The organism is Halalkalicoccus tibetensis (assembly GCF_037996645.1).
GTDB lineage: Archaea > Halobacteriota > Halobacteria > Halobacteriales > Halalkalicoccaceae > Halalkalicoccus > Halalkalicoccus tibetensis.
In genome coordinates this window covers 137,341-161,728 of record NZ_JBBMXV010000003.1, presented here as the reverse complement: position 1 = coordinate 161,728, position 24,388 = coordinate 137,341, and the positions used below count along the sequence as shown (strand labels likewise).

29 protein-coding genes and 1 tRNA gene are annotated in these 24,388 nt (G+C 67.3%); 11 read left to right on the top strand and 19 right to left on the bottom strand.

Features of this window, described 5'->3' with window-relative positions; all coding sequences use genetic code 11:
* The first annotated feature begins 598 nt into the window (after window positions 1-598).
* Window positions 599-2,095, top strand: coding sequence for a Cdc6/Cdc18 family protein (locus WOA58_RS09285; protein WP_340603914.1), 1,497 nt, complete (start codon window positions 599-601; stop codon window positions 2,093-2,095).
* An 82-nt stretch (window positions 2,096-2,177) separates the two neighbouring features.
* A complete protein-coding gene (locus tag WOA58_RS09280) occupies window positions 2,178-2,555 on the top strand; it encodes a hypothetical protein (RefSeq protein ID WP_340603913.1) in 378 nt (125 codons plus the stop codon).
* Between the two features lie 199 nt (window positions 2,556-2,754).
* Here the strand turns inward: WOA58_RS09280 and WOA58_RS09275 are convergent, their stop codons facing one another.
* Window positions 2,755-3,594 carry a S26 family signal peptidase gene (locus WOA58_RS09275; protein WP_340603912.1) on the bottom strand — a complete coding sequence of 280 codons (840 nt, stop codon included), beginning with the start codon at window positions 3,592-3,594 and terminating at the stop codon, window positions 2,755-2,757.
* Between the two features lie 81 nt (window positions 3,595-3,675).
* Here WOA58_RS09275 and WOA58_RS09270 point away from each other — a divergent pair, with 81 nt between their 5' ends.
* Window positions 3,676-5,259, top strand: coding sequence for a DNA-directed DNA polymerase II small subunit (locus WOA58_RS09270; RefSeq protein WP_340603911.1), 1,584 nt, complete (start codon window positions 3,676-3,678; stop codon window positions 5,257-5,259).
* Between the two features lie 100 nt (window positions 5,260-5,359).
* The gene (locus tag WOA58_RS09265; protein ID WP_340603910.1) at window positions 5,360-6,538 is read left to right on the top strand and encodes an aspartate kinase; all 1,179 of its coding nucleotides are present in this window, start codon (window positions 5,360-5,362) and stop codon (window positions 6,536-6,538) included.
* On the opposite strand, the gene WOA58_RS09260 is transcribed toward WOA58_RS09265, so the two are convergent.
* From WOA58_RS09260 to WOA58_RS09245, 4 genes are read right to left on the bottom strand one after another with little or no spacing between them, the layout of a single operon-like run.
* A complete protein-coding gene (locus WOA58_RS09260) occupies window positions 6,535-7,194 on the bottom strand; it encodes a metallophosphoesterase family protein (protein WP_340603909.1) in 660 nt (219 codons plus the stop codon). The genes WOA58_RS09265 and WOA58_RS09260 overlap by 4 nt on opposite strands.
* Before the next feature lie 51 nt (window positions 7,195-7,245).
* Complete coding sequence (locus tag WOA58_RS09255) at window positions 7,246-7,830, bottom strand: DUF1684 domain-containing protein (RefSeq protein WP_340603908.1); 585 nt, start codon at window positions 7,828-7,830, stop codon at window positions 7,246-7,248.
* Window positions 7,831-7,885: 55 nt separating this feature from the next.
* Entirely contained in the window at window positions 7,886-8,047 is a 162-nt protein-coding gene (locus WOA58_RS09250) for a hypothetical protein (RefSeq protein ID WP_340603907.1), read from the bottom strand.
* A 25-nt stretch (window positions 8,048-8,072) separates the two neighbouring features.
* A complete protein-coding gene (locus WOA58_RS09245; RefSeq protein WP_340603906.1) occupies window positions 8,073-8,651 on the bottom strand; it encodes an IMP cyclohydrolase in 579 nt (192 codons plus the stop codon).
* Window positions 8,652-8,785: 134 nt separating this feature from the next.
* Between WOA58_RS09245 and WOA58_RS09240 the strand changes: the two genes are divergently transcribed.
* Window positions 8,786-8,858 (top strand) — tRNA-Gln (locus WOA58_RS09240).
* A 30-nt stretch (window positions 8,859-8,888) separates the two neighbouring features.
* On the opposite strand, the gene WOA58_RS09235 is transcribed toward WOA58_RS09240, so the two are convergent.
* Window positions 8,889-9,845 carry a TIGR03885 family FMN-dependent LLM class oxidoreductase gene (locus WOA58_RS09235; RefSeq protein WP_340603905.1) on the bottom strand — a complete coding sequence of 319 codons (957 nt, stop codon included), beginning with the start codon at window positions 9,843-9,845 and terminating at the stop codon, window positions 8,889-8,891.
* A 201-nt stretch (window positions 9,846-10,046) separates the two neighbouring features.
* Between WOA58_RS09235 and WOA58_RS09230 the strand changes: the two genes are divergently transcribed.
* The 4 genes from WOA58_RS09230 to WOA58_RS09215 all read left to right on the top strand — a co-directional run bounded on the left by WOA58_RS09230 (window position 10,047) and on the right by WOA58_RS09215 (window position 12,120).
* On the top strand, window positions 10,047-10,241 hold the full coding sequence (locus WOA58_RS09230) for a cold-shock protein (RefSeq protein ID WP_340603904.1): 195 nt from the start codon (window positions 10,047-10,049) through the stop codon (window positions 10,239-10,241).
* Between the two features lie 116 nt (window positions 10,242-10,357).
* Window positions 10,358-10,762 (top strand): CBS domain-containing protein, encoded by a 405-nt coding sequence (locus tag WOA58_RS09225; protein WP_340603903.1) that lies wholly within the window; start codon window positions 10,358-10,360, stop codon window positions 10,760-10,762.
* Between the two features lie 63 nt (window positions 10,763-10,825).
* A complete protein-coding gene (locus WOA58_RS09220; protein ID WP_340603902.1) occupies window positions 10,826-11,062 on the top strand; it encodes a DUF7127 family protein in 237 nt (78 codons plus the stop codon).
* A 56-nt stretch (window positions 11,063-11,118) separates the two neighbouring features.
* Window positions 11,119-12,120, top strand: coding sequence for an oxidoreductase (locus WOA58_RS09215; RefSeq protein ID WP_340603901.1), 1,002 nt, complete (start codon window positions 11,119-11,121; stop codon window positions 12,118-12,120).
* A gap of 78 nt (window positions 12,121-12,198) precedes the next feature.
* Here WOA58_RS09215 and WOA58_RS09210 read toward each other — a convergent pair whose 3' ends face one another.
* From WOA58_RS09210 to WOA58_RS09185, 6 genes are all read right to left on the bottom strand, one after another.
* Window positions 12,199-13,587, bottom strand: coding sequence for a polysaccharide deacetylase family protein (locus tag WOA58_RS09210; RefSeq protein ID WP_340603900.1), 1,389 nt, complete (start codon window positions 13,585-13,587; stop codon window positions 12,199-12,201).
* A 124-nt stretch (window positions 13,588-13,711) separates the two neighbouring features.
* Complete coding sequence (locus WOA58_RS09205; RefSeq protein ID WP_340603899.1) at window positions 13,712-14,302, bottom strand: metal-dependent hydrolase; 591 nt, start codon at window positions 14,300-14,302, stop codon at window positions 13,712-13,714.
* A 94-nt stretch (window positions 14,303-14,396) separates the two neighbouring features.
* Complete coding sequence (locus WOA58_RS09200; protein WP_340603898.1) at window positions 14,397-15,401, bottom strand: NADP-dependent oxidoreductase; 1,005 nt, start codon at window positions 15,399-15,401, stop codon at window positions 14,397-14,399.
* Window positions 15,402-15,446: 45 nt separating this feature from the next.
* Window positions 15,447-16,670: an FAD-dependent oxidoreductase gene (locus WOA58_RS09195; RefSeq protein ID WP_340603897.1), complete on the bottom strand. Its 1,224-nt coding sequence runs from the start codon at window positions 16,668-16,670 to the stop codon at window positions 15,447-15,449.
* A gap of 43 nt (window positions 16,671-16,713) precedes the next feature.
* Window positions 16,714-17,349, bottom strand: a complete 636-nt coding sequence (locus WOA58_RS09190) for a nitroreductase family protein (RefSeq protein WP_340603896.1) — start codon at window positions 17,347-17,349, stop codon at window positions 16,714-16,716.
* Between the two features lie 60 nt (window positions 17,350-17,409).
* Window positions 17,410-17,616: a hypothetical protein gene (locus WOA58_RS09185; RefSeq protein WP_340603895.1), complete on the bottom strand. Its 207-nt coding sequence runs from the start codon at window positions 17,614-17,616 to the stop codon at window positions 17,410-17,412.
* Between the two features lie 84 nt (window positions 17,617-17,700).
* Here WOA58_RS09185 and WOA58_RS09180 point away from each other — a divergent pair, with 84 nt between their 5' ends.
* Entirely contained in the window at window positions 17,701-17,958 is a 258-nt protein-coding gene (locus tag WOA58_RS09180; protein ID WP_340603894.1) for a hypothetical protein, read from the top strand.
* On the opposite strand, the gene WOA58_RS09175 is transcribed toward WOA58_RS09180, so the two are convergent.
* From WOA58_RS09175 to WOA58_RS09155, 5 genes are read right to left on the bottom strand one after another with little or no spacing between them, the layout of a single operon-like run.
* Entirely contained in the window at window positions 17,926-18,405 is a 480-nt protein-coding gene (locus tag WOA58_RS09175; protein WP_340603893.1) for a DUF456 domain-containing protein, read from the bottom strand. The two genes, WOA58_RS09180 and WOA58_RS09175, sit on opposite strands and share 33 nt — an antisense overlap.
* Window positions 18,405-19,694: an oxidoreductase gene (locus WOA58_RS09170; protein WP_340603892.1), complete on the bottom strand. Its 1,290-nt coding sequence runs from the start codon at window positions 19,692-19,694 to the stop codon at window positions 18,405-18,407. The genes WOA58_RS09175 and WOA58_RS09170 overlap by 1 nt, the downstream gene beginning before the upstream one ends.
* Before the next feature lie 39 nt (window positions 19,695-19,733).
* On the bottom strand, window positions 19,734-20,102 hold the full coding sequence (locus WOA58_RS09165) for a DUF5789 family protein (protein ID WP_340603891.1): 369 nt from the start codon (window positions 20,100-20,102) through the stop codon (window positions 19,734-19,736).
* A 52-nt stretch (window positions 20,103-20,154) separates the two neighbouring features.
* Window positions 20,155-20,649, bottom strand: a complete 495-nt coding sequence (gene cgi121 / locus WOA58_RS09160) for a KEOPS complex subunit Cgi121 (RefSeq protein WP_340603890.1) — start codon at window positions 20,647-20,649, stop codon at window positions 20,155-20,157.
* Window positions 20,650-22,896, bottom strand: a complete 2,247-nt coding sequence (locus WOA58_RS09155; protein ID WP_340603889.1) for an ATP-dependent DNA helicase — start codon at window positions 22,894-22,896, stop codon at window positions 20,650-20,652.
* 90 nt (window positions 22,897-22,986) lie between these two features.
* Here WOA58_RS09155 and WOA58_RS09150 point away from each other — a divergent pair, with 90 nt between their 5' ends.
* Window positions 22,987-23,232, top strand: a complete 246-nt coding sequence (locus WOA58_RS09150) for a ferredoxin (protein ID WP_340603888.1) — start codon at window positions 22,987-22,989, stop codon at window positions 23,230-23,232.
* A gap of 21 nt (window positions 23,233-23,253) precedes the next feature.
* On the opposite strand, the gene WOA58_RS09145 is transcribed toward WOA58_RS09150, so the two are convergent.
* Window positions 23,254-23,781 (bottom strand): hypothetical protein, encoded by a 528-nt coding sequence (locus WOA58_RS09145; RefSeq protein ID WP_340603887.1) that lies wholly within the window; start codon window positions 23,779-23,781, stop codon window positions 23,254-23,256.
* Window positions 23,782-23,786: 5 nt separating this feature from the next.
* Window positions 23,787-24,260 carry a hypothetical protein gene (locus WOA58_RS09140; protein WP_340603886.1) on the bottom strand — a complete coding sequence of 158 codons (474 nt, stop codon included), beginning with the start codon at window positions 24,258-24,260 and terminating at the stop codon, window positions 23,787-23,789.
* Between the last annotated feature and the right edge of the window lie 128 nt (window positions 24,261-24,388).

Genomic DNA, 24,388 nt, shown 5'->3' with positions numbered 1-24,388 from the left:
TTATACTTCCGTGACGCCCGGCGGGAGTCCCCGATGGACTCGCCGGGTTCCTGTCGTGCGAGAACGTGACAAGGGAGGCCATACCTCGACCCATGACAGAACACGACACGACACCCCCACCCCTTCGTTTCGACTGGAGAGGGCCGGGAGGGTGGGGGTGATCGTGGGACGACCGCCGTTCGGATATATTCCACTAGCGAAGTGTATCTAGACAAGATATAACCCTTCTAAAATAATCTATGCTACTGCAGTACGGATGCTGTTTTGACGCTACTCACTTAGCTGTTTCCTTACTAGTATCCCTCGATAGGGGGGTCCCTCCTTCGGACGGTTCCACCCGAAACGAAGGGGTGGGGGGTTCCACGGATATCGATATATCGTAATTACTATACTTGTCGTTCCGAGTCAGCCGTCCGGTGGGCGGAAAGACAGTTTTAAGACCCTCCCATACCTTGGGTTCGTCTGCATCGTCTGACGGTCGATTCGGAGCCGTATTCCGCGGGAACGGGACTTTCGAGCCCTCCTGACGTCGATTCGTCGATTCGCGCCCCGTATTCCACATGAAACGAAGGGGTTCGGCGCTCGCGGCCCAACACCCATGACAGCGAACGACTCGCCACCCGAGGACCGATCCGCCGACGAGGAGCCGGACCGTTCGTTCGCGGTCGACGTCGAGGAGGTCCTCGAGGATGCGGACGAGGAGGAGTCGCCCTCCCAGGGGCTGTTCGACGACCTGCTCTCGGGCGACCCGATCTTCGAGAACAAGGAGGTCCTTCGTCCCTCCTATACGCCCCACGAGCTCCCCCATCGATCCGATCAGATCAACAAGATGGCGACGATCCTCGTCGCCGCGCTCCGTGGCGAGACGCCCTCGAACATCCTCATCTACGGGAAGACCGGCACCGGCAAGACCGCGAGCGCGAAGTTCGTCAGCCAGGAGCTCGAACAGACCTCCAAGAAGTACGACGTCCCCTGCGAGGTCGAGTACATCAACTGCGAGGTGACCGACACCCAGTACCGGGTGCTCGCCCAGCTCGCCAACAAGTTCATCGAGCAGAACCGGGCCCACGCCGAGCGCCGGCTCGAGGACCTCGCGGACCTCCGGGAGGCGATCGAAGAGGGCGCCACTGCACCCGAAGCGACCCCCTTCGGGAGCGCCACGGAGATCGACTCGCGGGTCGACGAGCTCGAGGAGGAGCTCGAGGGGATGGAGCCCGTTCCGATGACCGGCTGGCCCACCGATCGGGTCTACAAGGAGTTCTTCGACGCCGTCGACTACCGTGAGCGCGTGGTCGTCATCATGCTCGACGAGATCGACAAGCTCGTCGAGAAGTCGGGCGACGACACCCTCTACAACCTCTCGCGGATGAACTCCGAGCTCGACAACTCGCGGGTCTCGATCATGGGGATCTCGAACGACCTGAAGTTCACCGACTTCCTCGATCCCCGGGTGAAGTCGAGCCTCGGCGAGGAGGAGATCGTCTTCCCGCCCTACGACGCCAACCAGCTGCGGGACATCCTCCAGCACCGTTCGGACATCGCCTTCGAGGAGCGTGCCTTGACCGACGACGTGATCCCGCTGTGTGCCGCCTTCGCCGCCCAGGAACACGGCGACGCCCGCCGAGCGCTCGACCTCCTGCGGACGGCGGGCGAGCTCGCCGAACGCGGCCAGGCCGAGCGCGTCGACGAGAGCCACGTCCGAAAGGCGCAGGACAAGATCGAGCTCGACCGCGTGGTCGAGGTCGTCCGCACGCTCCCGACCCAGTCGAAGCTCGTGTTGTTCTCGATCATCCTGCTCGAGAAGAACGGCGTCCACAACATCAACACCGGCGAGGTCTACAACATCTACAAACGGCTCTGCGAGGAGATCGACGCCGACGTGCTGACCCAGCGCCGGGTGACGGACCTGATCAGCGAGCTCGACATGCTGGGGATCGTCAACGCGATCGTCGTCTCGAAGGGGAGATACGGACGGACGAAGGAGATCAGCCTCTCGGTTCCGACCGAGGAGACCGAGGCCGTTCTGCTCGCGGACTCGCGGCTCTCGCAGATCGAGGAGATCCAGCCGTTCGTCCAGGCGCGCTTCGACAACTGAGCCAACCGTCAATCGAACCACGGAGAGGGAGGCTGTCCTTTTTATAACCAACCTATAAGGCCCGGCCGCTAAACATCCAGCTATGGCCGACAGTACGCGGTTCGTGTTCGGTAGCGGAATCGTCATCGGCGTCGCGTTGGCCCTGATCGGCGTCGGCGCCTGGGCTCTCACCGACTTCACCCACGTGACGGCGCTCATCCCGGCCGTCTTCGGTATCCTCGTCGTCGGGCTCGCGTCCATGGGCCGGGAGACCAACCGCGAGCGACTCGCGGTCTACGGGATGGCTGCGGTGGGAGCGATAGGCGCTCTGGGCTCGCTTCGTGCGGTTCCTGACGTGATCGCGCTCGCGACCGGCGAAGGGGTCGACTCCGCCGTCGCCGTGGCCTCCCAAGGGCTCACGATCGTCCTCGGTCTCGCATTGGTGGTCATCGCGGCTCGTGCAGTGTTGGCGGATCGTTGACCGTTCGCCGGTGTCGCCTCCGTGCTCTCCACACTCCGTTCCACTCTCCACTCGGCACGCTATTCCAATACCTCTCAGCCTCGGCGGACTGCTCCGGCGTTCGATAAGCAGACGCCCGCCCGACGGCACGTCCCGATCGGTTTGGCCGGAATGACGGCACACGGCAGATAGCAGTGCTCGCTTTTTGCTTCGCAGACGGCTACGTTAGCGCCTGTCCGGCTCGCTCCGTTCGATCCATCCCATCCGCTTCGCCGCGTTCGAACGGCTGGACCCCCGTATCGGTCGGCTCCGGCGCCGTCTCGAGGATCACCTGCGGGGCGCCGCCGGCGGCGAGTTCCGCGAGCTGCAGGCGGATCCAGCCGAGCCACGGCACGCGGATCTCGGCGGTGCCGATCACCCACTCGGACTCGACGGGCCCGGAGAGCCCGCGGACCTGGTCGTAGCGCTGGTTCGTCAGCTCGTTGTCGCCCTTCGTGATGAACCCGTCGTTGGGGGCGGGACAGTTGCGCAGCTCCCCACAGTTCTCGGCGTTGCCGATGTGGTCGGGATCGGCGCGGTCGTACCAGTCCTCGCCCTCGCCGACCCAGAAGTGCGCCCGGTGGATGATCGGCACCTGCCTGTCGTTGCCGTTGGGCGCGAAGACGATCACGTCGCCGTGGTCGCCGAACTTCTCGTAGCCCGATTCCTGGCCCGCTTCGTGAGTCACGACGCCGGTCTCGCCGTGGGCGGCGTCGTTCACGAACCGCTCGTTGTCGGTGATGAACACGAGGTCGTTGGGCTGCATGCTCGGCTCCATGCTCCCGCTCTCGATGGCGACCATCGGCGGCCAGACGCCCGACAGCGAGAACAACAGCAGCCCGACGATCAGGACCGCGCCGACGCTGATGAGGAACTCGCGGGCGACCGCCGGGCCGCCGCGGTCGACCGTCCAGAACCAGTGCAGCCAGCCACGAACCGTCTCGGGGCGCTCCTCTCGACCGCGATCCGCACGCGCCGACTCCTCGTCGGAAGGCGACCGGTCGTCGCCGGGGGGACTCATTGTCCTTCCTACCGGGGCGTTCGGGTTTCAACCTTCTGGGTTCCGGCACGCTTTTGACGGCACCCCGACTACCCTGGGGTCGTGCCGGGAGAGACGGACAGGCGGATCATAACGGAGCTCGCGGCCCGCGGCTACAACGCGGACCGCGAGGCCGTGACCCTCCTCGCGGGCGCGTCCGACCCAGCGGGCGCGATCGAGCGCGCGGTCGAGGCCGCCCCCGACGACGCGTTCAAGATCTCCGGCGAGCACGTCCGGACGCTGCTCGACGGCGAGGCACGCGAGCCGGTCCGCAAGGCCGAGCCCGAGTCCCCGTCGGCCGACCCCTTCGCTTCTCCTGCAGAACCCGGCGACGAAGCCGCCGACGGCGGCTCAGCAGCTCCACACGAAACGAAGGACGGCCCGGCGGACGGGCCGACCCCGAACGACCCGGGAGCGGGCCGCGTCCCGACCGACCCCGAGAAGCGCCTCGTCGAGATCCTGGGCGATATCACGGGTCAGAGTACCGGAACCGGCGAGTACGAGGACTTCGTGACCGTCTTTCGCGACCGTTACGAGCGACTCGCCGGCAAGCTCCGCGGGCGGGTCAACCACCGGCCCGCCGACGCGATCCAGGACATGCCCGGCGGGAGCGACGCCGAGATGATCGGCATGGTCAACGACATCCGCTCGACCGCCAGCGGCCACTGGCTGGTCGAGCTCGAGGACACCACCGGCGTCTTCCCGTGTCTGGTGATGAAGGACCGCGAGATCGCGGACCTCGTCAACGAGCTGGTCTACGACGAGGTGATCGCGGTCCGGGGAACGCTCGCCGACGACGCGGGGATCCTCTTCACCGACGAGATCTTCTTCCCGGACGTCCCCCGCACCCACGAGCCCTCGACGGCGGACCGCCACGTCCAGGCCGCGCTGATCTCGGACGTCCACGTCGGCAGCCAGGAGTTCGCCGCCGACGCCTGGAGCCGCTTCGCCGATTGGCTCCACACCGCGGAGGCCCAGCACGTCGAGTACCTGCTGATCGCGGGCGACATGGTCGAGGGCGTCGGCGTCTACCCCGACCAGGACGAGGAGCTCTCGATCGTCGACATCTACGAGCAGTACGAGGCGTTCGCGGAGTACCTCAAGGAGGTGCCCGGGGACCTTGAGATCATCATGATCCCGGGCAACCACGACGCGGTGCGCCTCGCCGAACCCCAGCCGGCCTTCGACGAGGAGCTCCGAAGGATCATGTCGGCCCACGACGCCCGGCTCACGGGCAACCCCTCGATCGTCACCCTGGAAGGTGTGTCGGTGTTGATGTACCACGGAATGAGCCTCGACGAGATGATCGCGGATCTCCCCGAGGGGAAGGCGAGCTACGACGACCCTCAAAAGGCGATGTACCACCTCCTGAAGAAGCGCCACGTCGCGCCCAAGTACGGGGGGAAGATGCGGATCGCGCCCGAGGAACGGGACTACCTGGTGATCGACGAGGTGCCCGACGTCTTCCATACGGGCCACGTCCACAAGCTCGGCTTCGGGAACTACCACCGCGTCACCGCGATCAACAGCGGCTGCTGGCAGGATCAGACCGCCTTCCAGAAGAGCGTCAACATCGACCCCGACGTGGGGTACGCGCCGATCGTCGACCTCGACACGCTGGACGTGACCGCCCGGAAGTTCACCTGAGTTCGGTCGACGCGTGGGCGGTTCTCACCCGAGATGAGTAGGATTATTTGCTCGCTGGGATTATCGGGGGTATGAGCACGGCACACACGGTGGGAGCAGTATGCGCGTCGTAGCGAAGTTCGGCGGGACGAGCCTGGGCAGCGGCGATCGGATCAACCGCGCGGCCGACTCGATCGCGGGCGCGGTCGAGCAGGGCCACGAGATCGCGGTCGTCGCCAGCGCGATGGGCTCGACGACCGACGACCTGCTCGACGACATCACCTTCGAGACCGACGAGGCCGACCGCGCGGAGATCGTCAGCATGGGCGAGCGCACCTCCGTCCGGATGCTGAAGGCCGCGCTTGCCTCCCGCGGGGTCGAGGCGATCTTCGTCGAACCGGGCAAGGACGAGTGGCCGATCGTCACCGACGAGTACGGCGAGGTCGACGTCAAGGAGACCCGGCGGCGCGCGAAGGAGCTCGCCGCGGAGCTCGACGGGGTCGTCCCCGTCATCACCGGCTTCCTCGCCGAAACCCACGACGGCAGCGTCACCACCCTGGGGCGCGGGGGTAGCGACACCACCGCCGTCATGCTTGGTAAGTACATGCAGGCCGACGAGGTCGTGATCGTTACCGACGTCGAGGGCGTGATGACCGGCGACCCCTCCGTCGTCGAGGGCGCGCGCAACGTCGGCGAGATCAGCGTCGACGAGCTTCGCAACCTCTCGTTCCGCGGTGCGGAGGTCGTCGCTCCCTCGGCGCTCTCGTATAAGGACGGCCGGATGGGCGTCCGGGTCGTCCACTACCAGCACGGCGATCTTCTCACTGGGGGAACGAGCATCGAGGGCCAGTTCGAGAACCTCGTCGACATGCGCGAGGAGCCGCTGGCCTGCGTGACGATCGCCGGGCGCGCAATCAGAAATCGTCCTGGAATCCTCTCGGACCTCTCGACGCCGCTGGCCGAGCAGGGGATCAACCTCGACGCGGTCGCCAGCGGGATGGACTCGGTCACCTTCTACGTCGATACGGGGGAGGCCGAGGAGACCGAGGCGATCCTCCACGAATCGGTGATCGAGGACGAGTCGCTTTCGAGCGTCACCCTCGAGGGCGACTTCGCGGTCATCCGCGTCACGGGCGGGGAGCTGCCCAACCAGTCGGGGATCATCCAGGACGTGATCACGCCGGTCGCCGAACAGGGGATCGCCGTCCACGACGTGATCACCAGCGCGACCAGCGTCGCCGTCTTCGTCCCCTGGGCCGACCGCGAACGCACCCTCGAGACGATCCAGGAGGCCTTCTAGCGGCCCTCTCGCAGCCGGCTCCCGATCGACCCGGGCAGTCCCGCCCTCTCGACGGCCTCGACCACCCGCTCGACGTCGTACTCGACGCGCCGTTCCTCGACCGACCGATCGTCGAGGTCGACGACCGCGTACGCGGCGCGCGGATCGCCGTCGCGGGGCTGGCCGACGCTCCCGGGGTTGCAGACGATCCCCTCCTCGTAGACCGCGTGACCCTGGACGTGGGTGTGGCCCAACACCAGCAGTTCCTCCTCTTCCAGGAGGTCGGGCCCGAACTCCCCGGGGTAGGTGTAGTGGTCGGGGTCCTCGGGGTGGCCGTGGACGAGCTTCACCCGACCGTCGAGCTCCGTGCGCTCCTCGGGAAGCCCGGCGAGCCACTCCAACTGCTCATCGGAGAGCTCCCGGCGGGCGTGCTCGACGCCGGCCTTCGCCATCGCGTTGAACCGGAAGGCGGTGTCGCTGGCGACCGCGCGGTCGTGGTTGCCCATCACCGTCGGGATCCCCCGCTCGCGGACCGTCTCGAGACAGTCGGCGGGCCAGGGGTTGTAGCCCACGACGTCGCCCGCACAGAACAGCCGGTCGACCGCGGGCATGTCCTCGAGGACTGCCTCGAGCGCGACTCGGTTCGCGTGGATGTCTGAGACGAGGCCGACGCGCATACCCGAGGCGAGCGCGTCCAGAGGTATGTATTCTCGGCCTCGGATACCGAGCTATTCGAGCCGTTCGCCCGCCGGAATCGCGACCTCGAGCCAGTTTTCCTCGGGCGGGAGCGGACACTCGAAAGTTTCGCTGTACGCACAGAAGGGGGTGTACGCGAGGTTGAAATCGACCACGATCGAGTCGCCCTCCGCGAGGTCGTCCTCGGCCGCGAGTTCCATGTAACGCCCGCCCTCGTAGGTCATCTGGCCGGTGGTCTTGTCCCGGAAGGGGACGAACAGCGCGCCATCGGTGCCTTCCTGTTCGTAGCCCGCGAGTTCGAGTTCCGTGTCCGCAAGGTCGGGATCCTCGCGTTCGATATCCATCGTCAGGACCACGGTTCGGAGATAGCGGACCTCCCCTCCGGCGGTGGTCTCCATGTAGACCGGGTCGGAAGCGGGATTCTCGGGGATCGAGACCGTCGTCTTGAGGCGGTACTGTGGGTCAGGCTCGAAGTAGTCGAGTCCGTCGAACCCCCCTCGCTTCTCGGGCGGGATCGGCGACTGGGGATGGGTCGAAAGGAACTCGTCCTTCTCGTCGCGTTTCTCCTCGAGCTCCGCCCGCCAGTCCTCGATGTCGAACTCCGGATCGTCGGCCATACCTGGGATACCGACCAGCGACGGGTCCGCCTTTCGGTCGCTCGGCCGCTCGATTTCAGAGGAACGTCAGGACGAGGACGGCGAGGACGGAGGTCAGGATCGAGAGGGGAATCCCGACGGCGAGCAGCGTCCGGAGCGGGACGTGGGCTCCCCTGTCGGAAGCGGCCTCGAGCGTGACCTGGTCCGTGTAGATGTCTGAGACGAGGCCGACGCGCATACCCCTCGGAGGGGGAGGTGGGCCTTCAGTCCTGTCCGTTCTCGATCGCCCAGGAGACGCCGTCGCCCTCGCGAACGACCCCGGCCGCACAGACCGCGTGCTCGAACTCGTGGTCGTAGGCCGTCTCGGCGGCCTCCGCGGCGCTCTCGGGCGCGAAGTCGATTTCTTCAGGAGAGTCCTTCTCGTAGGTCGCGACCAGCGTCGGCTCGGTGACGCGCTCGACCAGCAGCGCGTCCTTCCGAACGATACCCACCACCGCCCCGCCCTCGTCCAGCACGCCCGCGATCCGGGGGGTGTCGTAGTCGTCCTTCTCGTAGTCGAGCGCGAGCAGGCTCGAAGCGAGCGCGTCCCGAGCGGGATAGCCCACGTCGATCTTCTCGGCTACCGGATCGACGTGCGAGCCGTTTCCGAGCACCGCACCGTTTCCGGTCGAACGCACGCAGTTGTACGAGACGTAGGGGTTGTCGGTCTCCTCGGCCTCCTCGGTCGGGCCGACGGTGAGGCGGTCGTCGCGCTCCGCGATCCGACGGTTCGGGAACGAGCGCGAGGAGACGCGGTAGGCCCCGCAGTCGGGGCCGACGATCAGGAAGCGGCCGACGTACATACACGTCCGTGCTTAGCTCGCGGACAAGTAGATGTCGGTCTATGCACGGACGGGTTGTGTGATGAGGTGACACGCGTGACCGGAACGCGCAACGCTTACATTGTAGCGTCGGGTATCAACGGGTGCGCGATCTCAGTCCCATGGGGTAGTGGCCAATCCTGAAGCCTTCTGGGGGCTTCGACACAGGTTCGAATCCTGTTGGGACTACTCGAATTCTCCGCGTTTCTCACGAGGGAGCTACAGCTCCGCCAGTACGCTTTCCCCGAAGTCCTCGATGAACTGCTCCTGGTTGGTGTTGACGTTGTGGAGGATCACCTTCTCGGCGCCGAGATCCAGATCCTTGCGGACCCACTCCAGATGCTCCTCTAGATCGGCCGAAACGCGGACGTTCTGCTCGACCTGCTCCCTGCTCACGCCCTCGCCCTGCTGGTCGAACTGCTCGGGGGTACGAAGCTCCTGGGTCGTCGGCCCCGGCACGCAGTTGGTGCGCCACTGGTCGTAAGCCCCCTCGAGGGCGCTCTCGTGGTCGTCGTCGTAGGAGAGCTGGACCTTCAGGTAGACGGGTTTCTCGGGCGCGTTCTCGCGGAACGCCTCGATGCGCTCCTCCATCCCCTCGAAGTCGGGGGTGCCGATCGTGACCATCCCGTCGGCCCACGTCCCGAGCCAGCGCGCCGTTTCCTCGGAGAGCGCGGCCCCGATCAGCGGCGGGGCGGTCTCGGGGCGGGTGTACAGCGTCGCGCGCTCGACGTCGACCTGCCCGTGGTGGGTGACCTCCTCGCCGTCCCAGAGCCGGCGCATCACCTCCGCACACTCCTCTAGGCGGGCGTTTCGCTCCTCCTTGACCGGCCAGTCGGTCCCCGCGATCCCCTCGTTGAGCAGCTGGCCGCTGCCGACGGCGAGCCAGAACCGCTCGGGGTTCATCTCCCGCAGCGTGCCCGCGGCCTGGGCGACGATCGCCGGGTGATACCGGTAGCCGGGGGCGTTGACCGTCCCGTAGTCCATCGAGGTGGTCTGGAGGGCCGCGCCCAGCCACGACCAGACGAACCCCGACTCGCCCTGGCGCTCGCTCCAGGGGTGGAAGTGATCGGAAGCGAGCACGCTGTCGAAGCCCCGTTCGTCGGCCAGCTGGACGTATTCGAGCAGTTCGCTCGGCGCGAACTGCTCGTGGGAGGCCTGATAGCCGATGTCGGCCATCTACGACCACCCCCCGTCGTCGCGCTCCCCACCCTGCGTGCTGTTCGTGGCGTCGACGGTTCGCCGATCGGTCGTGTTCGCCTGCCCGATCATGGTTCTGTCGGCCGTACACGCTCCGCTCCCATAGTAGGTTGTGCCGGATCCCGTGTGTAGAGCACCCACGGAAGCCTTATCCGTCGAGGAGGCGTTAGTAGAGTTGCAATGGCGAAAGGCGAAGTCGACTTCTTCAACGACACTGGCGGTTACGGTTTCATCTCGACTGAGGACGCGGACGAGGACGTCTTCTTCCACATGGAAGACGTCGGCGGCCCGGATCTCGAGGAGGGAACTGAGATCGAGTTCGATATCGAGCAGGCCCCCAAGGGCCCCCGAGCGACCAACGTCACCCGCCTCTAAGGCGGTTCGTGACGTCCTAGCGGTTTACACATCTCGACGCTTTTTCGGACGACTGCTCCCGTAGAGCGATCGCTCCCGACGCCAACTTTATTCGCCGGCGAGCCTGAAGAACGGACATGACGGACATGTTCGTCGGTCGGCTGATGTCCTCGCCGGTCCGGACCGTTTCGGCCGAGACGCCGCTGAGCGAGGCCGCCGGGAAGATGCGCGACACCGGGATCGGGTCGGTCGTCGTCGTGAGCGAGGGTAACGCCCTCGAGGGGATCCTGACGGCGACGGACTTCGTGCGGCTGAGCGCCGAGGGTCGGTCCGCCGCGGAGACCGCCGTCGGCGAGTACATGAGCACCGACGTGAGGACGACCACCGCGAACACGGACCTCCGCGAGGCCGCCGATACGATGATCGAACACGGCTTCCATCACCTCCCGGTCGTCGACGAGAGTGAGGGCGTCGTCGGGATCGTGACGACCACCGACCTCACCGCCTACCTCTCGCACGTCGAGGAGCCGAGCCCCGAATAGCGGTCCGGGCGGCTTCCCCTTGCCGGCAGCGCCCTTATCGGTCCCGCGGCCCAACCGATAGACATGGAAACGCCCCGAGAACTGCGTTCCGTCGACCAGCAGGACGTCCTCGTCGATCGAGTAGAGTACGACGACGGCACCGTCATCGCGGTCGACTTCGGCGGGGCCGACGAGATGGCGATCGACATCGTCGGCGACACGGCGATCGTCGTCGCCGACGACCACCAGGTGGAGTTCGAGCTGCCCGAGGGCGCCGACGAGGTCTCGACGAACAACGGCACGCTCACGATCGAGGGCTGAGGCTCGCGATCGCCGCGGCACCAAGCGTTTAGCGTCCCCAGTCCCTACTCTTTCCCATGGCGGACAACTGGACGGCCGACGAGATGCAGGACCTCTCGGGAAGCACCATCGTCGTCACGGGCGCGAACACCGGGCTGGGCTACGAGGCCACCAAGGAGTTCGCGCGCAAGGGCGGGCACGTCGTGATGGCCTGTCGGAGCGTCGAGCGCGGGCACGAGGCCGCCGACTCGATCCGCGAGCAGCTCCCGAGCGCCTCGCTGTCGGTCCACGAGTGTGACCTGGCCGACCTCGAGTCGGTGCGGGCGTTCGCCGAGGAGTTCGAGGCGACCTACCCGTCGCTGCACGTCCTCTGTAACAACGCGGGCGTGATGGCGATCCCCCGGACCGAGACCGAACAGGGCTTCGAGACCCAGTTCGGCGTCAACCACCTGGGTCATTTCGCGCTGACGGGCCTGCTGCTCGACCGGCTGATCGGGACCGGCGGCGAGACCCGCGTGGTGACCCAGAGCAGCGCGGTCCACGAGAGCGGTGAGATCGACTTCGAGGACCTCCACGGCGAGGACGAGTACGACCCCTGGGGCGCCTACGCCCAGTCGAAGCTCGCGAACCTGCTCTTCGCCTACGAGCTCGACCGGCGGCTCCGGGAGGCGAACCTCGAGGTGACGAGCGTCGCCTGCCACCCGGGCTACGCCGCGACCGACCTCCAACGGCGGGGTCCGGAGATGCAGGGCTCGAAGCTCCGGCTCTGGGCGATGGGAGCGATGAACGCGCTGCTCGCCCAGGACGCCGAGGCCGGCGCGCTCCCACTCCTGTATGCCGCGACCCATCCCGAAATCGAGGGCGGGGAGTACGTCGGCCCCGACGGGTTCAGGAACATGCGCGGCGCGCCGGCGGTCCAGGACTCGAGCGACGCCTCCCACGACCGCGAGGACGCAGCCCGGCTCTGGGAGCTCTCGGAGGAGCTCACCGGCGTCACCTACCCGTTCGACCGCTCGGCGGGCGGACGGGCCAAACGGCTCGCGGGCGAGGTCGCGGGTCGGCTCTCCGAGCACGGATAGCACTGGAGTAGGCGGATAGATCGCGCAGGAAGCCGACGATCGGTCGGAAGTCGAGTCCGGCGGTTCGGCGACGCGGGCTTACAGTTCGTCGGGGTCCGCGTCGAGCAGGTCGGAGGGCGTGACGACCTGGACGTCGCTCTCCTCGATGTACTCGATCAGTTCTTCGAGCTGTTCGATCGTCATGTCCGCGAGCGGGTCGTCGTCGATCTCGTCCTCGGGGACGACCCCGTGGGCGAGCCCGATCGCGAGCTGGTTGTGCTCGGCGGCCGAGTCGATGAGGCTCGTGAAGCCGTCGAGGTCGTGCATGTCGACCCGCGAGAGGTGCAGCGGGTCGGTGAACGGGACGTTGCTCGTCGTCCCGCCGAAGTACGCGCTCAAGTCGTGGTAGTCGCGGGTGATCTCGACGACCTCCTCGTTGGTGCGATGGTACGGGACGAACATCGAGCGCGCGCCGTCGGGGAACCCGCGCTGGTCGAGGTACTCGTAGTCGGATTCGATGGTCTCGCGGATCGCGTCCGGATCCTCGAGCTCCATGAACGCCTCGCCCTCGGGGTGCGAGGAGATGTCCCAGCCCGCGTCGCGCATCTCGCGCAGGTGGTCGATCGTCAGCCGGCCCTCGCGGTTGAGCGAGCTCGGGACGACCGCTGCGGCGCCCTGCATGTCGTGTTCCTCGAGCAGCGGGAAGGCGTTCTCGTACTGGCTCTCGACGCCGTCGTCGAAGGTGAGCATCACGTAGCCCTGATCGGCCGCGGGCGTCATGCGCAGGTCGTCGACGAAGAAGGTGATCCCGTCCTCCTGGTTCTCCTCGTCGTCGTCGCCCTCGGCCTCCTCCTCGGCGGCGTCGGCCCCCTCGTCCTCCTCGCCGTTCTCCTCGGCGTTGGGGTCCTCGAGGGTGATCTGGATCTCCTGAACGTCGTCGAGGAACGGCTCGCCGCGCTGGCCGGTGTAGCCGACGTCCATGCGCTGCCAGCCCTCGTAGGGACCGAGGACGGTTCGCGTGCTCCAGAGCTGGTCGGCCTGGCCGGGGGCCATGATCCGGACCGTCACGCGGGCGGGGCGGGGGTTGTCCACCCGCAGGGCGAGCGAGAGGTGCTGGTTCTCCATGTCCAGTCCGTCGGGGAACGAGCGGCCGATCCCCGCGGAGGCGTCCTCGCCGTCGATCCGGACGGTCTGTGAGCCGGTGAGGGCGTTCTCCTCGTCGGCGGAGACCTCGCCGGCGAGCGCGTACCACTCGTCGATGTCCTCGTCGAAGTCGCTGACCACCTCGCCGCCGTCGATCGCGGGCGGCGTGGCCTGCTGTTCCTCGTCGTCCTCGCCGTCGAGGAGTCCGTCGTCCTCGTCGTCGGTGTCGTCCTCGCCGCCGTCTCCTTCCTCGTCGCCCAGCAGGTCGTCAGTACAGCCCGACAGGGCGAACGTGCCGGCACCGACTGCAGCCAGGAAATGTCTTCGATTCGGTTTACGTCCCATCGTTCCACTATAGCACGTGCTTACTTTTCCTTATTCCGCTCCCAACACGTTTTAGCCCCCGCATAACCCCCTCGATACGCTCCCTCCTGTGTGTGGCCGTAAGGGATGTTCTCAGATTACACGATTAGGGGCTCTCGGACCCCGCGACCCGGCGATGCGTGCCGACGACCGCCTCCCGGAGGATCGGCATCCCGTCGTAGACCCACAGCAGGAACGCACAACCCATTAGCCCGAGCTGGAAGAGCAGATACGGCGACAGATCGAGCGTCACGATCTGGTAGGCGTAGGGGAGGGCGGTACCCAGAAAGCCCTCGAGCAGCCCGTGGCCGTGCTCGCCCTCGGCCTGTTCGAGCGGCCAGAGGATCCGCTCGTACGGCACCCATCCCTCCCGGACGTACGTCGGCAGGAGGTCGCTCGGCAGGTGTAGCAGGTAGCCGACCCCGAAGGCGAGCCCGACGCGCGGACGGCCGTACCGGTGGGCGAGGACGCCGACGAGGATCGAGACCGGCACCGCGACGAACACCGAGTGCCCGATCGAGTAGCCGCCGGGGAAGACCCCGAACTGCCAGGCCAGCGGCTTGTCGATCAGGTCCGGCAGCAGCGACGCGAACACCACCGCCAGCGCCGCTCCCCCGCTCGGCCCCTCGCGATACACGAGGTGGCTGAACAGTGAGTAGGCGACGTAGCCGACGATCACGTGTTCCCATGGCCACATCTCTCTATCGACTGATACTAGCGCCCGAGTCGTTAATACCCTTCTGGATGTGTTTGTTAACTTAGCTCACGCGATCCGGGTCGGTCGTGCCGACTCAGTCCAGTTCCACGAGCTGTTTGCCGACGTTCTCGCCCTCGAACAGCCCGATGAAGGCGGCGGGCGCGTTCTCGAACCCCTCGGTGATCGTCTCCTCGTACCGAAGTTCGCCCTCGCTTACCCACTGGCCGAGGCGCTCGGTCGCGGCCCCGAACCGGGGTGCGAAATCGCCGACGAGAAAGCCCTCGACCCGGGCGCGCTTCTCGATCAGGGTGCCGAGCTTGCGCGGACCGGTCGGGAGCTCCTCGGCGTTGTACAGCGAGATCTGCCCGCAGACCGCCACCCGGGCGTCGACGTTCAGGTTCGCGAAGACCGCGTCGGTGATCTCCCCGCCCACGTTGTCGAAGTAGGCGTCGATCCCGTTCGGACAGGCCGACGAGAGCGCCTCGCGGACGTCCTCCTCCTTGTAGTTCACCGCCGCGTCGAAGCCCAGATCGTCGGTCAGCCAGTCGCATTTTCGATCGGAGCCGGCGATGCCGACGACGCGGGCGCCCGCCATCCGGGCGATCTGGCCGACGACGGAGCCGACCGCGCCCGCGGCCCCCGAGACGACCATCGTGTCGCCCGGCCTCGGCTCGGCGACCTCCAGGGTCCCGAAGTAGGCCGTCCGACCGGGCATTCCCAGTACTCCCAGCGCCGTCGAGATCGGCGCGAGATCCGGGTCGACCGGCGTCAGCTCGCCCCCGAGGGCCAGCGAGCGCTCGGCCCACTTCAGGTTGCCGGTGACGACGTCGCCCGCCTCGAACGCGTCGTGGTTCGACTCTTCGACCTCGCCGACGACGCCCGCCCGCATGGGCTCGCCGACCTCCCACGGGTCGGCGTAGGACTCCTCGTCGCGCATCCGCCCGCGCATGTAGGGATCAACCGAGAGGTAGCGCATGCGCACGAGCACCTCGTTGGCGTCGGGCTCGGGCACCTCCCCTTCGGCGAGCTCGAAGTCGTCCTCGGTCGGCTTCCCCTCGGGCCGGCTCGCCAGGATCCACTGTCGATTGGTATCGCTCATCCCGTTCGAGTCGGCGTGCCCGCCACAAGTGGGTTCGGGCACCCCCTACGGGCTGCCGATGACGTCCGAGTCGGCGGGGTTGTTGGCCTCGAACTCCGCCACCAGTTCGTCGATCCTCCCCGGAGCGTCGTGGCCCACGAGCGGCTCTTCGGCGGTGGAACACTCCCCCTCGCGGCCCACCCGCTCGGCGACGTGGTCGGCCGTCGCCTCGGCCATCGCCCGGTAGGTCGTGAGCTTCCCGCCGACGATGCTCGAGAAACCCGAAACGCCGTCGCGCTCGTCGTGATCGAGCAGGTAGAAGCCCCGCGAGATCTGCCGGCCCGCGTGGCGCTCGCGGTCGGCGCTGTAGAGCGGACGGACCCCCCAGTAGACCCGGTCGATCCGGTCGGGATCGAGCCCCGAGAGCATGGCGCCACACTCCTCGAACATCCGGTCGATCTCCCTATCGTCGCGCTCGAACTCGTCGGGGTCGTCGACATCGACGCTGGTCGTCCCCAGCACGACCTGCTCGTCGTGTGGGACCACGATGTCGCCGTCGGCCGCGGGCCGGGCGCGGTTGAGCACCGTATCGAGCCCGTCGTACTCGACGGCGACCATCACGCCGCTGGAGGGTGCCATCTCCATCTCGACGCCCGCCATCGCCGCGAGCTCCCCGGCCCACGCCCCGGTGGCGTTGACGACGTGCTCGGCGCGCAGCTCGCGCTCTCCCGACCCGTCGTCGACGACCGCACCCCGGACCGTGCCGTCCTCGACCAGCAGGTCCCTTACCTCCGTGTTCGGCAGCAGGGTCGCCCCGTGCTCGCGTGCGTCGGCGGCGTTCGCGACCGTCAGCCGCGTGGGGTGGATCACCGCGTCGGGCACGCGAAGCGCCCGCTCGACGTCGTCGGCGAGGTCGGGGACCTCCTCGCGCGCCTGCTCGGCGGAGAGCTCCTCGGTCCCGATCCCGAGCTCCTCGCAGGCCGCGCGCTTCTCCTCGAAGAACTCGGGGTCGTCGCCCGAGACTTGGACGAAGAGTCCTCCAGTATCGCTGACGCAGTGGGGGGCGATCCGTTTCAACACCCTGTTCTCCGCGATGCACTCCTCGGCGCCCTCGCGGTCGCCGGGGACGTAGCGCGCGCCGCTGTGCAGCAGGCCGTGGGAACGCCCGCTGGTCCCGCCCGCGAAGTCGCCGCGCTCGACCAGCGCGACGTCGACCCCACGCATCGCGAGGTCGCGCGCCGTGCCCGCGCCCGTCGCCCCACCGCCGATCACGAGGACCGTCGTGTCCATGCCCGCCCTAAGGGCGAGGGCTACTTCAGGCGTCCGCCGCCGCTCACTCGGCGTCGAACGACTCCTTGTGGAGGATCTCCTCGACAGGGCGGCGCAGCTTCCGGTCGCCCTCGATGGCGTCGGCGCCCTCGGCGGGGTAGCCCATCGTCAGCACCATCACGGGCTCGTAGCCCTCGAGGTCGAACTCCTCGATCAGCGCCTCCCGGTCGAACCCCTCCATCGGGCAGGTCGCGACGCCCTCGTCCCACGCGGCGTACATCAGCGTCATCGCCGCCAGCGCCGTGCTCCGAGTGGTCCAGACGCGCCGCTCCTCCTCGGGCCAGTCGCGCCACTCCTCGATGGTCTCGACCAGGTCGTCGCGCGCGTCGTCGTTGGGCAGGTACCCCTTCTCGACCCAGTCGTCGAAGGTGCGCTCGGCGTGGGCCGCGGGGTCGAGGTTGCCCAGCACGACCACCGCGGCGGGCGCGTCGGTGACGTGTTCCTGCCCGCCGGCACACTCCTGCAGGCGCTCGCGGTTCCCCTCCTCGCGCACCAGCAGGAACTCCCAGGGCTGGAGGTTGTAACCCGAGGGAGTGTAGCGGGTCGCCTCGAAGATCGACTCGATCGTGTCGTCGTCGAGCGGCTCGTCGGCGTAGTCGTGGACCGATTTGCGGCTCTCGATGACCTCGCGTGTCTCCATATCCCCCGTTGGACCGGGAGCGAAATACCCTCCCGAGAGCCGGTCGATGCTGCCGGCTGTTCAGCGTTTCCAGGCCTCGGGGGCGTAGCCGAGCCGGCGGACGGCGAAGGGGTAAGCCGTCGCGACCAGGATCGCGACCGCGAAGGAGGGCCAGAAGCCGATGTCGCCGTAGAGCTCCTGGATCGCCAGCAGCACCGCGAACATCACGGCGATCATCGCCATGTAGTGGGGCAGCAGTTCCACGATGCGGGTTCCGAACGAAGCCATTTCCACTGGCTACGTGTTCGGGAGCCCTATAGCTACGGATTCGAGCCGCGACACGCCCTTGTCGGCGGGGCCGCTACGAACGGCATGGACGCCCGCTGGCTCACGGCACTCCTCGGCCTGTTCGCGAGCCTCGCGATCAGCGTTCTCGCGTGGGTGTACTTCGATACCTTCCTGTTCTTCCTGCTGATCCCGTTCGTCCCCTTCCTGTTTCGCTCACGGCCCCCGACGAAGCGCTGTCCTCGGTGTGGGTTCAAGACACGGGACGAGGGGTTCGAGTACTGCCCGCGCGACGGGTCACGCCTGGAGCGATCACCAGACGACGAACAGGAACCCGACGAGTAACGTTCCCGTGAGCAACACCTGCAACCCCTTCGAGAGCAGGATCCCCAACAGGGTGTACCACGCCGTCCGGAGGCTCCCCTCGAGGTCCCCGGTCGACTTGAACTCCAGGGCGAAGACCGCGAGCGCCACGCCGACCACCGCGCCGACCGGGCCCGTGAAGGGGAGCAGGGCCAGCCCCACGACGGCGGCGATCGCGGTGGTCTTCCACGACGCACCGCCCGCCCGCGTCGAGAGCGCGCTCGCGAGGTAATCGAGCGCGAGCGTTCCGAGTCCGACGAACGTTGCCACGACGAGGAAGACCGTTCCCGGTTCGGAGTAGCCCGTCGCCCACCAGTAGCCGTAGATCCCGGCGAGCGAGAGCAGCGCGCCGGGCGCCAGCGGGACGAAGCTCGCGAGCACTCCACAGACCAGCAGCGCGACGGCCAGCAGGAGGGCGACCTCGACCATCAGTTCGTGTACGCCCCCTCGCGGGCCAGCTGCCCCCGCTTCGCGAGCACGCTCGGGGTCCGACAGACCCCGCGGGCGCCCGCGACCTGCGGGACGGTGCAGTTGTTGCAGTTCTCACAGACGACGCTCTCTCCCGCCAACACGCGTGCCGGCAGGCGCGGCTCGGCGTAGAAGGGCCGGCCCATTCCGACGGCGTCGGCCGCCGAGCCGAGCACGTCCCCGATCTCGGGCCCGCGGATCCCGCCCTCGCAGAGCACGGGAATCGAGACCGCCTCGCGCACCCGCTCGCAGAGGTCGGCGTTCCACGCCGGCTCGAACTCGAAGCCGGCGGCGTGGATCCGGTTCGCGAGCGCGACCGCCCGCCAGCGGGCACCGAACGCCGCCTCGTAGCCCGCCCTGAAGCGGTCGTCGGCCCACGCGCGCTCGGGGTGCTCGCCGCGGACGAGGCTCATGTCCCAGAACACGGAGCCCCGAACGGGCACGACGGCGTCGTAGCCCATCGCCTCGCAGGCCCGGCAGATCTCGACGGCGTCGTGCTCGGAGAGGTGACGGCGAACCACCGGGGGACTTGCGGTCTCGGCGGGGACCTTCGTCACGAGCGGGACGTCGCCAGCACGCTCGCGGATCTCGTCGTGGATCGCGGCGAGAAACCGGACGCGGTTCGTGAGGCTTCCCCCGAACTCGTCGTCGCGACGGTTGTAGAAGGGCGAGAGGAACTGTTGGACGATCCCCATGTTCGCGCCCGCGATGTGGACCCCGTCGTAGCCCGCTCCGACACAGCGCTCAGCTGCCCGGCCGAAATCGGCGGCCAGCTCGTAGACCTCCTCGATCGAGAGGACGTGCGGGTCGTAGTCGAGGACGCCGAGGCGATCCGCCATGCGGAGCAATCCCGGCGGGCGCGAGACCGCGAGCTGTTCCAGGTCGGGGTTCTCCGCACGATACCCGGCGTGCCAGGTCTCCATGCTCCGCAGCCCGCCGTGTTCGAGCTGGACGAAGATCCGCGAGCCGTGGTCGTCGATCGCGTCGGTCAGTTTCCCGAGCCGCGAGACGAATTCGGGGTCGTGGACGCGGGTCATCCCGGGGGCCGCACAGCCGCCCTCGCCACGGACGATCGTCGCGCCCTGAAAGAGCAGGCCCGCGCCGGCCTCGGCGGCCGGTTCGAGCTCGCGGATCAGTGTATCGACGGCGTCGGGGCCGTTGCCGGCACACTCCAAGAGCGGCGCGCGGTACAGTCGGTTAGGGACGGACAGCCCACCGATCTCGAACGGGTCGGTGATCCGCGGGGACATGTCCCGTCCTACGCGCCGCGAGGGGTAAGCGGTTCGGCCCTACAGCGAGCCCTCGGGCTGGTCCCGGTCGTCGGGACCCTCCTCGCCCTCGGCGAGCTCGCGTTCGTCGTTGTACTCCTGAGGTCCGCCCTCGCTGCCCGAGAGCTCGTTGTACAGCGCCTCCTCTGCCTCCTCCGCGGTATCGAAGCGCTCGCCCTCCAGGCGGTCGAAGACGCTGCCGATCGACTCGGTCTCGTTGGGCATGTCGATGGGCTCGCCGCCGTAGTCGGCCGCCAGCTCCTCGCTGGTCGCGGGGTACTTGTGTTCCGAGAGCATCCCGCCGAACTCGTCTGCCGCCGCCGACTCGGCCGCCTCCGCCCGTTCGCGCTGTCGTTCGCGTGCGCTCTCCTGTGGATCCTTGTCTGCCATACCTCCCGGTTCGTCGGTCCGACCCATAACCGTTGGACCTGCAAGCGCACGCCTACCGCTCGACGACCAGCAGCGCGACCCGTTCACAGACCAGCTCCTGGAGGCTCGCGTCGGTTGCCGCCCGTTCGGCCTCGGTGATCCCGTAGAACCCCGCGATCAGTCCCTCATCGGCCCGGTCGCCCGGCCTCCACTCGCCCGGCTCGACGAGCCCCGAGAGGGCCTCGATCGCCTCCCGCTCGTCCCCGCCGTCGACGAGGACCACGACCGCCTGCTCGCCCTCCGAGACCCCGATCTCGAACGCGCGGTTGATCTGCCGCCGGCCGGCGGCGTAGAGCAGGACCTCGACGGCCCGATCGCGGGCGATGGCCTCGTCGCGCCCGATCGCCCGGTCCGCGAGCGCGACGGCGCGTTCGAGCTGCTCGGGGTCGGCGATATACCGGGCGTCGAACGCCTGGACGGTACTGTCGTGTTCGTCGCCGATCCGGGCGAGCGAGTCGAGGAACGCGTCGAGGTCGTCGATGTCGGCGTTACCGGCCAGCAGCTCCATTCAGAAGTCACCCAGCCCCGCCTGCCCGTCGCCGCGCGAGTCCGCCTCGGCCTCGACGGCCGCCGACTCGTCGGCCTCGACGCCCTCGCCCTCGATCGCGGGGTTCGGGTGGCCGGCGTTCCTGAGGATCGTCTCGGCGGTCTTCTCACGACCGCGAAGCGCGCCGAGCACGACCGATTTCTCGGCGTTTCGCAGCTCGTCGCGGGTCTCGATTCCGGCCTCGTAGAGCCACCGCGCGCGCTTTCGCCCGACGTTGCCGACGCCGGTGAGCCCGAGCAGCTCCTCGCCCACCCCGTGTTCGACCCGCTGGCGCGCGGCGCTGATCGACGCGACCACGTCGGGTCCGAGGTCCAGCTCGACCGCGAGGCGCTCGGCGGCGTTCAACAGCCACTGAGCGGTCTCGACCTTCCCCCGCAGGTCGCCCGGGCCGATCGAGTAGCGCTCGGTGATCCGGTCCTCCTCGACCTCGCTGGCCCAGTCCTCGAGCAACGAGGCGGTCTTGAGCGCCGAGAGCCAGTCTTCGAACCGTTCGGCCTCGAACTCGGTGGGCATGTCGCCGAGGAACTCGGCCTCGCGCTCGTAGGCGATCTCGGTGTACTTCTCGCGGTCGCCCGACCGGAGGTAGAGCTCCCACATGTCGGGGGTGCGTGCGACGAGGTGGTAGAGCCCGAGCGCGCTCGCGTCGTCGGCGCCGCGCAGCCCGTCGACCATCTCGGCGGCGCTCATGGGATCGAGATACAGCCGCGAGACGGTGTGGCCGATCCCCGTCGCCTCGATGTCCTCCCCCGCGCGTTCGAGGAATCCGTTCCGTTCGAGGTAGTCGAGCATCCGGTCCGTCACCGATTCGAGCCGACCGGGATCGGTCGACTGGGTCGCATAGAGGGTCCGTTCGAGGAACTCCAGCAGCCCTCCACGGGAGCTCGCGAAGCCGGAGGCGACCGTCGCGAGGACGTGCGTCCGGAGCGCGGGCTCGGTTGCCAGCTTCGAGCGAACGGGCTCGGGGTCGGCCCAGACGTATCTCTCGAAGAGCTCGTCGAGCTCGTCGTGGTTGTTCGCGAGCAGCAGGGCCTCGCCGTAGGGGTCGAGGCCGGGCCGACCGGCCCGTCCCATCATCTGGTGGACCTCCAGGGTCGCCAGCGGCTTCATCCCGCCGGCGTCGCCGTCGTAGCGCTGCCAGTCGCGGACGATGACTCGCCTGCTTGGGGTGTTGACGCCCGCCGCGAGCGTGGGTGTCGCGCTGATGGCCTTGATCAGCCGGTCGCGGAAGGCGTCCTCGACCAGCGTGCGGTGCTCGCGCGCGAGGCCCGCGTGGTGGAACGCGGCCCCGTTGGCGATGGCATCGGCCAGATCGTCGCTGGTCTCCGAGTCGCTCACGCCCCGGACCTCCTCTGCGAGCTCCGCGAGCTCCGCGCGCTCCTCGCCCGTGAGCTGGTCCTCGACGGCGTTCCCCAGGCGGCGGGCGGCGGCCTCCGCGTTCCGTCGGGAGTTGACGAACACGAGCGAGGATCCCCCATCGGAAAGGGTGTCGCTCACGAGCGCCGTTGTAGGATTGTCGCCCGATTCGACGGCGAACTCCTCCTGGGAGCCGTCGTCGAAATGCAGCGCGCTGCCGTAGTGGACTCCAGTCCGAAGGTCGATGGGGCGCCACTCGGAGTGGACGAGCTCGGCGTCGAGCCAGTCGGCGACCTCGTCGGCGTTACCCACCGTTGCGGAGAGCGCGACCGTCTGGAGCGCGGGGTTCAACTGCCTGAGCTTCGCCAGCGTGACCTCCAGCGTGGGCCCCCGGTTCGCGTCGTCGACGAGGTGGATCTCGTCGGCGACGACGCAGGAGAGCTCCTCGATCCACGAGGCGCCGTTTCGCACCAGCGAGTCGACCTTCTCGCTGGTGGCGACGACGATGTCCCGATTCGAGAGCCACTCCTCGTCGGACTCGTAGTTGCCGGTCGAGACGCCGACGGAAACGCCGAACTCCTCGAAGCGCTCGAACTCGCGCTTCTTCTCGCTGGCCAGGGCTCGAAGGGGAACGATGTAGAGCGCCTTGCCGCCGCGCTCGACCGAGGCGAGCATCGCGAGCTCGGCGATCAGGGTCTTGCCGCTGGCGGTGGGGACGCTCGCGACGACGCTCTCGCCCTCGGTGACGCCGGCCTCGACGGCCTCCGCCTGGGGCGGGTAGAGTTCCTCGATGCCCTCCTCGCGGAGGTGGTCCGCCACCCCCGCGGGAAGGCCCGAAAGCTCCGCGGTTTGCATTAGGCGTGTTTTTGACCCGTCACCGGGTTTAAACTGTCGCCCCGGGTCGCGCTCCGCCACGGTTTTGGTGTCCTCGGCGAAACACCCGGTATGCGAATCGAGTACGACCCGGAAACCTGCATCGGGATCTACCAGTGCGTCGACGAGTGGGAGAAGTTCGAGAAGGACATGGACGCCGGGAAGGCCGAACTCGTCGGCGCGGAGGAGGAAGAGGACGGCACCTTCGTCCTCGAAGTGCCCGAGGGCGAGGAGTTCGACGCGGAGATGGCCGCGCGGGTCTGTCCCGTCGACGCCATCAGGCTCTACGACGACGACGGCGAGCAGACGGTTCCGTAATCACCGTCATTCGCCGGTTCACTATTCGCTATTGCCGAACCGCCGCATAAGTAGATAGACAGCGCCACCGAGGCCGCCGAGCGTGGCGAGGACTCCAAAGCCAGCCATCTCCTCTGTCTCGGATTCTCCCTCGCCTTCGTCTTCGACCGTCTCCAATCGATCCTCCCGGTCGCCGTCATCGATGAGGATCTGTACGTCCTCTCGCTCCTCGATCCGTTCCTCTGCCTCGTCTCTGTCCGAAACGTTCACCGAGACGGCCATCCGATTCCGATCACAGACCTCCCCCTCTCCTTCTCTGATACTCGCCGACTCGAACCACGACTCGTTGCCGTGTTCCGTTTCTATCTCCTCGTGAACCTCCTCCGTCCGCTCGACGTGTTCCTGCCACGCGGCGGGAACCTCCTCGGTGATCTCGCCGTTGGCGTCCTCCCCGACGACGACCTCGACCGGCTCGCAGTTCTCATCGTTTTCGTCCGATTGGCCCGCCGCGATACCCGACGTGGTGATTCCGATGGCTCCGAGCGTTACGAGGAGGGTTCGTCTGTTCATGGGGGCTACTCCGGCTCCGGGACGCCTTTCTCGAAATCGTTGATCTCGATGGACTCCGGCACGTCGTCTTCGGTTTCGAACACGATCTCCATTTCGAACGGCTCGAATGCTATAACGTCCAGACACTCCTCTCCTTCTTCTCGTACTTCGATTTCGATTGATACTGTGGTATCGATGTATTCTATCCCATCTATATGGATCTCTGTACAGTCTGGATCCCCTGACTCCACCTGTCCTCGAACGATAAACGTCGGATGGTCGGCATCTTTGTCATCAATAATCTTGAAGCCGGTGTGTACTTCTTTCTGGGGATCGATCAGTTCCCAGCCCTGTGGGTCCTTCCGCTCGAACCGTACGTCTGCGATCCCATCCGGAGGATCTGGACTGTTTTCCTCATCCGAGAGCATCCCAGTCACGCATCCACTCAGCGAAATGAGGGCTCCAGTTCCCAAGACGCCGAGCCAGCTTCTCCGATCCATGTACCCTTTTTCCACCTGTAGAATATATGTTTTTCGATTAAATAATAATATATAGAAATAAAATTTAAATACAATACTATCTTATATATTGGTATGGGAAAAGAAGACAACAATCCTGACACAGGGTC

Coding starts and splice junctions, on each gene's coding strand:
- WOA58_RS09285 (WP_340603914.1), top strand. CDS start 599: ATGACAGCGAACGACTCGCCACCCGAGGACCGATCCGCCGACGAGGAG.
- WOA58_RS09280 (WP_340603913.1), top strand. CDS start 2,178: ATGGCCGACAGTACGCGGTTCGTGTTCGGTAGCGGAATCGTCATCGGC.
- WOA58_RS09275 (WP_340603912.1), bottom strand. CDS start 3,594: ATGAGTCCCCCCGGCGACGACCGGTCGCCTTCCGACGAGGAGTCGGCG.
- WOA58_RS09265 (WP_340603910.1), top strand. CDS start 5,360: ATGCGCGTCGTAGCGAAGTTCGGCGGGACGAGCCTGGGCAGCGGCGAT.
- WOA58_RS09260 (WP_340603909.1), bottom strand. CDS start 7,194: ATGCGCGTCGGCCTCGTCTCAGACATCCACGCGAACCGAGTCGCGCTC.
- WOA58_RS09255 (WP_340603908.1), bottom strand. CDS start 7,830: ATGGCCGACGATCCGGAGTTCGACATCGAGGACTGGCGGGCGGAGCTC.
- WOA58_RS09250 (WP_340603907.1), bottom strand. CDS start 8,047: ATGCGCGTCGGCCTCGTCTCAGACATCTACACGGACCAGGTCACGCTC.
- WOA58_RS09245 (WP_340603906.1), bottom strand. CDS start 8,651: ATGTACGTCGGCCGCTTCCTGATCGTCGGCCCCGACTGCGGGGCCTAC.
- WOA58_RS09235 (WP_340603905.1), bottom strand. CDS start 9,845: ATGGCCGACATCGGCTATCAGGCCTCCCACGAGCAGTTCGCGCCGAGC.
- WOA58_RS09230 (WP_340603904.1), top strand. CDS start 10,047: ATGGCGAAAGGCGAAGTCGACTTCTTCAACGACACTGGCGGTTACGGT.
- WOA58_RS09225 (WP_340603903.1), top strand. CDS start 10,358: ATGACGGACATGTTCGTCGGTCGGCTGATGTCCTCGCCGGTCCGGACC.
- WOA58_RS09220 (WP_340603902.1), top strand. CDS start 10,826: ATGGAAACGCCCCGAGAACTGCGTTCCGTCGACCAGCAGGACGTCCTC.
- WOA58_RS09215 (WP_340603901.1), top strand. CDS start 11,119: ATGGCGGACAACTGGACGGCCGACGAGATGCAGGACCTCTCGGGAAGC.
- WOA58_RS09210 (WP_340603900.1), bottom strand. CDS start 13,587: ATGGGACGTAAACCGAATCGAAGACATTTCCTGGCTGCAGTCGGTGCC.
- WOA58_RS09205 (WP_340603899.1), bottom strand. CDS start 14,302: ATGTGGCCATGGGAACACGTGATCGTCGGCTACGTCGCCTACTCACTG.
- WOA58_RS09200 (WP_340603898.1), bottom strand. CDS start 15,401: ATGAGCGATACCAATCGACAGTGGATCCTGGCGAGCCGGCCCGAGGGG.
- WOA58_RS09195 (WP_340603897.1), bottom strand. CDS start 16,670: ATGGACACGACGGTCCTCGTGATCGGCGGTGGGGCGACGGGCGCGGGC.
- WOA58_RS09190 (WP_340603896.1), bottom strand. CDS start 17,349: ATGGAGACACGCGAGGTCATCGAGAGCCGCAAATCGGTCCACGACTAC.
- WOA58_RS09185 (WP_340603895.1), bottom strand. CDS start 17,616: ATGGCTTCGTTCGGAACCCGCATCGTGGAACTGCTGCCCCACTACATG.
- WOA58_RS09180 (WP_340603894.1), top strand. CDS start 17,701: ATGGACGCCCGCTGGCTCACGGCACTCCTCGGCCTGTTCGCGAGCCTC.
- WOA58_RS09175 (WP_340603893.1), bottom strand. CDS start 18,405: ATGGTCGAGGTCGCCCTCCTGCTGGCCGTCGCGCTGCTGGTCTGTGGA.
- WOA58_RS09170 (WP_340603892.1), bottom strand. CDS start 19,694: ATGTCCCCGCGGATCACCGACCCGTTCGAGATCGGTGGGCTGTCCGTC.
- WOA58_RS09165 (WP_340603891.1), bottom strand. CDS start 20,102: ATGGCAGACAAGGATCCACAGGAGAGCGCACGCGAACGACAGCGCGAA.
- cgi121 (WP_340603890.1), bottom strand. CDS start 20,649: ATGGAGCTGCTGGCCGGTAACGCCGACATCGACGACCTCGACGCGTTC.
- WOA58_RS09155 (WP_340603889.1), bottom strand. CDS start 22,896: ATGCAAACCGCGGAGCTTTCGGGCCTTCCCGCGGGGGTGGCGGACCAC.
- WOA58_RS09150 (WP_340603888.1), top strand. CDS start 22,987: ATGCGAATCGAGTACGACCCGGAAACCTGCATCGGGATCTACCAGTGC.
- WOA58_RS09145 (WP_340603887.1), bottom strand. CDS start 23,781: ATGAACAGACGAACCCTCCTCGTAACGCTCGGAGCCATCGGAATCACC.
- WOA58_RS09140 (WP_340603886.1), bottom strand. CDS start 24,260: ATGGATCGGAGAAGCTGGCTCGGCGTCTTGGGAACTGGAGCCCTCATT.